We start from the raw sequence: 5165 nt of genomic DNA, 5'->3' as shown, positions 1-5165 counted from the left end.
CAATTTTCACAAAATCACCTCTTTAAGACAAGAATATCAATACGGGTAAAACGGCACAACTTTCATATTCAATTATGCAACAATCTGGCCCAATTGTTGCATAACATGACTGGCGTTTTTTAAACAACTTTATTATCTCTGTACAAAAAATACAATAAGCCGCCCATATGGACAGCTCATTTACATAATTATCGTTATCAGTAGTCAACGATGCATAAAATTTTTGTTATGGGGGTAATTAAAAGTCTTAGCTTGATGGCGATGTGGTGAGACCCCACATCCATCAACTTTAGCATTTAGGCTATTTTCAAAGTTAAAAGCACGTTACTAGTTAGATGAATTATACCCAAATCGATTTATAAAGTGTATGTTATTTGGTTATAAAGGCTGAGATAACATTAAGTTACTCCGCAAAAAAAATGTCGAATTTATGCAAATTTTGTTGTTTCGTTGTATTTCTAGTGATAGAATCTTAATTATAGTGAGAGTGGATACAAACCCTTTCCGCTTTATTTTTCTGAATATTTAAAATTCTGACGTTTGAAATGTTTGGACTTTCCCACCTCTACTCTTTCGTTTTTCTACCCTACGGAGGAAAAGCGAATTGTCATTATTCAAGTCGTTTTTCTTCCGTGAAAGTTTTATTTATCATTTTAGATGTAACACGAGAAACCGTAATGATAATAACTAGTGGTAAAAAACTATAGAAGAATTTTTCCCTTAATTAAGGAATACCACATTATTAAATGAAATTTGATTTGATTTAATAAGTTTCAAAATATATAAATATATTTTGAATTTTGTTATGATTCCATCCGATAATGAAATTCGATAAAGGCAAAATTAGTGAAAGCTAATGGCGCAAAGCTATAGGGACTAAGGTGCATTCCACTACGTCAGCCAGTTGCCGAAAGGTTAGGAAACTACCAAATTATATTCATGTTGGCTGTTTAATTCCTCATGCCTTTAGGTGTGAGGAATTATTTTATATAAAGGAGGATAATGCAGCAGTCAAAGGTCAAAAACAAAAAAAGGGGGACTTATTTTGAAAAAGATTTCATCTTTATTATTAACTATGCCGATTATTTTAGGGAGTTTTGCTACGATTCCGTATACAAAAGTTTCAGCTGAAACGGTGTCATCCAATCTAGAAACATTCAATCTAGAAACATTGAACCAAAAGACAAATCAGGCAATTGCAAATGGTAATTTCGAGGGGCATTTGAGCTATCTCACAGCGTACCTGAATGGAAATATCACTGAAGCGGATTTACAAAATAAGCTTGCAGACCCAGTATTTGCAGCAGCTTTGGCTCAGTGGCAATTGATCTCACAAACAGGCGCTGCAGCAATGAATACATTCGCTAAAAAAGATGCTGACCATCAGACATTTCTTAGCTGGGCTATGAAAAATACAGATGCGATGAATACTTATCTTGAAGGTGGCAGTCCAACAGGAAAAAATCCTGTAAATGCACTTGAGATATGGAATACAATATGGAATACGGATGCAGATTCTCACCAAGGATTGTATTTAAAATTAGCGATAGCTACATCGTTAGCTCATGCTGAACCTATAAAATATTGGACAAACAATAAACCTATTAATCCATTAACGAGGTATCAACATTATAAATCAGCAGATCAAAATAATGAGTTACTCCCAGTCTTTAGAACATATGATGTTTGGCATTTAAGATTAGTAGTGAATACTTGGTCACCAGAAGCAGATTTAACTTGGGCAAGAAACATGATTAATACGGAACATCCAGAACTTAAAAGTCAAGATAAGATCGGAACAAGTGCATATTTGATTCAGTATGTAACAAATAACAAGGATGGAGTTAGCATTCAAGCTGGGAATGATGCATTCTACGGTGTAGGTTGGAATCTTTCTTCCATTTACAGATTTGGCGGGGTATGCGGTAATATTTCGAAGTTTGGTGTGCAAGTAAGTCAAGCCTTTGGTGTGGCCGCTATGCCTGTTACACAACCTGGGCATTGTGCACTCATATGGAATGACAAACCATCTTCTTGGAATTTAGGAAATGATATATCGGGATGGGGGGAATCGGGCCGTCATGATGTAACTGTTATTCCTTGGTCAAATAATAGTTTGGGAAATCAAGTACCTTACATCTTACAATTTGAAGATGCTGAACGTACCCCAGTAAAACTAGATCAATCAGAGCGATTACGCTGGCTAGCGAAAGCGATGGCTTCATCAGATAAGAAAAGTGCAATTTATAAAATAGCTACTAATATTTTACCAATTAATGTTTTAGTATGGAAAGATTACGTTTCTCTCATGTTACAAAATCCAAATGTAACAGATGCTGAGTGGCAAGAATTAAATAACAGTATCGTTTCTGCTTTTGCTAATGAGCCAAGACCTATGATGGACCTTCTTACTCAAATTAGAAGTCATGTTCTTAATACAGGTGATAGAGCTAAGCTTCAGCAATATACTTTAAATATATTAAATGCATTCTCTACAATAACGAATGTCAATGAGAAGCAAGTAGCTAATAATATAAAAGCCCAAATGCCAAGTTTAGGATTGTGCCTTGCTACTTTTAGTTTTGATGGAGTAAATGCAGGGAAATTAATGGGCATTAAAACCGATACGGAATATAGTATTGATGGGGGGAAAACGTATAAAGCTGCTAAAAACAATGATATGCTTCTTAGTAATGAAGAAATATCAGCAATCAATTCAACGAATGGTATTTTAACAAGAGTGATTGGAACGACGCAACCTTTATTAATTCCAATTGGAAAATCTGGTAAAGTGAATGTTTCTTCAAATGATGATGAGAACTTAATTTTTGGTCTAGACGGTACGATGGAATTCAGCATCGATCAAGGTTCACATTGGACAAAATATAATCCAACTCCTCTTAATTTACCAGATTTAACAGGAAATGTTACGTTAACTGTTAGAAAGTTTGCTGTTGGTACAAATCCAGCAAGTGATGCTGTGAACATAAAGTTTACTGATACTGCTGCTTCAGGATTAATACCGCGCAAAAATTTATCAGTTGCAGGTGTCTCCAGTCAGGAAGTTTCAGCTAATAATGCTGCTGCAAATGCAGTTGACGGAAACCCTACAACAATGTGGCATACGCTTTGGAATGGAAGTGATAAGGCTCCATACATTACGATAAAGCTTAATGAAGTTACTAGTGTATCACAATTAGCTTATGTTCCAAGACAAGATAGTAATTCTAATGGTAACATAACTAGTTATAATATATACACAAGTCTGGATGGAGTTAACTTTACAAAGGTTGCTACTGGAACTTGGGCAAATGATAAACTTACAAAGAAAGCAAGTTTCAGTAAAGTAGATGCTCAGTATGTAAAGCTTGAAGTCGTATCCGGACACGGTGGATTTGCTTCAGCTTCAGAAATAAAATTATATAATAACTAGTTGAAATATTAATAGAGACTGTAGCAAAAGTATTTTTGTTACAGTCTTTTTTCTATGTGCTCAAAACAATGATTTATGCGTATCAGATTTTTTAGAAGGAAAATTTGCCAGAGCAATAAATAACCTTTTTAATTGATAACTATATGAGTTAAAACTTTAGAGGCAACTCTTCTAATGACCTCATTAGATAGTTTTCTTCCCACCTTATTTGCCCTCTTTCACCTTGTATCTGTATATTTGGCAAATGGTGTAATAGTGTAGAAATTGCAATTTTTGCTTCTAAACGAGCGAGTGGTGCACCAAGACAAAAGTGACTACCATGACCAAATGCAATATGACGATTATTTTTTCTTGTAATATCAAATACATCCGCGTCTGGGAAAATCCTTTCATCACGATTAGAAGATGCTACTGATATAATAATTCTATCTTTTGATTGAATATCTTGTCCATGCATTGTAAATGGTTCTGCTGTCCAACGTAAAGTCGTTAATTCAACAGGGCTGTAAAACCGTAACGCCTCTTCAATTGCTGAATCGATTAAATTAGGATTTTGACGAAGTTTTTGTAACTGAACTGGGTGCTCCAGCAAGGCCAATGTCATATTTGTAATTAAATTTACTGTTGTTTCATGTCCAGCAACAATAAGCAACGTAATTGTCGAATATAATTCCGATGCATTTAATTTCATTCCTTCACTTTCCGCCTTTATTAGTGCACTGATTAAATCATCAGCAGGTTGTTCTCTCTTTTTATTAACTAAATGCTGTATATATTCAGCAAATTCTCCTAATTTTTGATTGTTTTTCTGCATGTCTTCTAACGTATGTGGAGTACTAATAATTGCCTGTGACCAAACTTTAAATTTATGCTGATCTTCAAGAGGAACACCCAACATTTCACTAATCACCATAATAGGTAAAGGGAAAGCATAATCACTTACAAGGTTTATAGAATTATTATGTTCTATTTTACTTAATAAAGTATCAGCAATATATTGAATTTGGTCTTCGAGTTGTATGATCATCTTAGGGGTAAATGCCTTTTGAGCAAGTGATCGTAGACGGTTGTGATCAGGAGGATCTGAGTTCAGCATATGATTTCTTAAAAGTTCCCTATTCTCTAATGAAATAGGTACGTTCACTTCTTCTTCGTTATTGAATACGTTTTCAATATTTTTCATTAATGTAGCATCTTTCAATAAAGAGATTGCGTCCTCATGTCTCGTAATCAACCAACTTTGACTCTTTTCTCCTGAAGATAAAGGATAAACAGGGTGAAATTCGCGCAATTCTTTATATATATCATATGCTTCCTGTTTAAAAACAGGAAAAGATAACTGTGATTCTAATGATAGCTTGAGATTCAGTTCGCTTTTTGAAGACATTTACATAACCTCCATCTTTATAAATATCAAGGTAACTGCAGCACCTACTTTGCATTATAACCCATCTCACTTTAACAAAGGTAAGAATTTTCTGATAAAATATTACTTTACTTGGTGAAATAAATAATTTAATCCTTAGATATATACCTACTTTAATATAATTACTATGTACCAATGTTTTAAAAGTACAATTAATTATAATTAGCATAAAATAAGCCTAAATGCAAATCCCTTTCTTAGTATCATTGGGATACAGCCCATCGCCATCAAGCTAAGAAAAGCAAATACCCTCAAAACAATAAAGTGTACAATTTTTTGTTTTGGGGGTACTTTGGAATCTTAAGT

2 protein-coding genes and 1 riboswitch are annotated in these 5165 nt (G+C 34.1%); of the genes, one reads left to right on the top strand and one right to left on the bottom strand.

Annotation, left to right across the window (positions count from 1 at the left end; translation table 11 throughout):
• The first annotated feature begins 826 nt into the window (after positions 1-826).
• Positions 827-912: riboswitch (cyclic di-GMP riboswitch) on the top strand.
• 133 nt (positions 913-1045) lie between these two features.
• Positions 1046-3433, top strand: a complete 2388-nt coding sequence (locus FT637_RS29260) for a discoidin domain-containing protein (RefSeq protein ID WP_193649221.1) — start codon at positions 1046-1048, stop codon at positions 3431-3433.
• 148 nt (positions 3434-3581) lie between these two features.
• On the opposite strand, the gene FT637_RS29255 is transcribed toward FT637_RS29260, so the two are convergent.
• Positions 3582-4820, bottom strand: coding sequence for a cytochrome P450 family protein (locus tag FT637_RS29255; protein WP_193649220.1), 1239 nt, complete (start codon positions 4818-4820; stop codon positions 3582-3584).
• Between the last annotated feature and the right edge of the window lie 345 nt (positions 4821-5165).

The organism is Bacillus cereus, assembly GCF_015071065.1.
GTDB classification, from domain to species: domain Bacteria; phylum Bacillota; class Bacilli; order Bacillales; family Bacillaceae_G; genus Bacillus_A; species Bacillus_A cereus_BA.
This window is presented reverse-complemented; position numbering and strand designations above follow the sequence as displayed.

Coding starts and splice junctions, on each gene's coding strand:
- FT637_RS29255 (WP_193649220.1), bottom strand. CDS start 4,820: ATGTCTTCAAAAAGCGAACTGAATCTCAAGCTATCATTAGAATCACAG.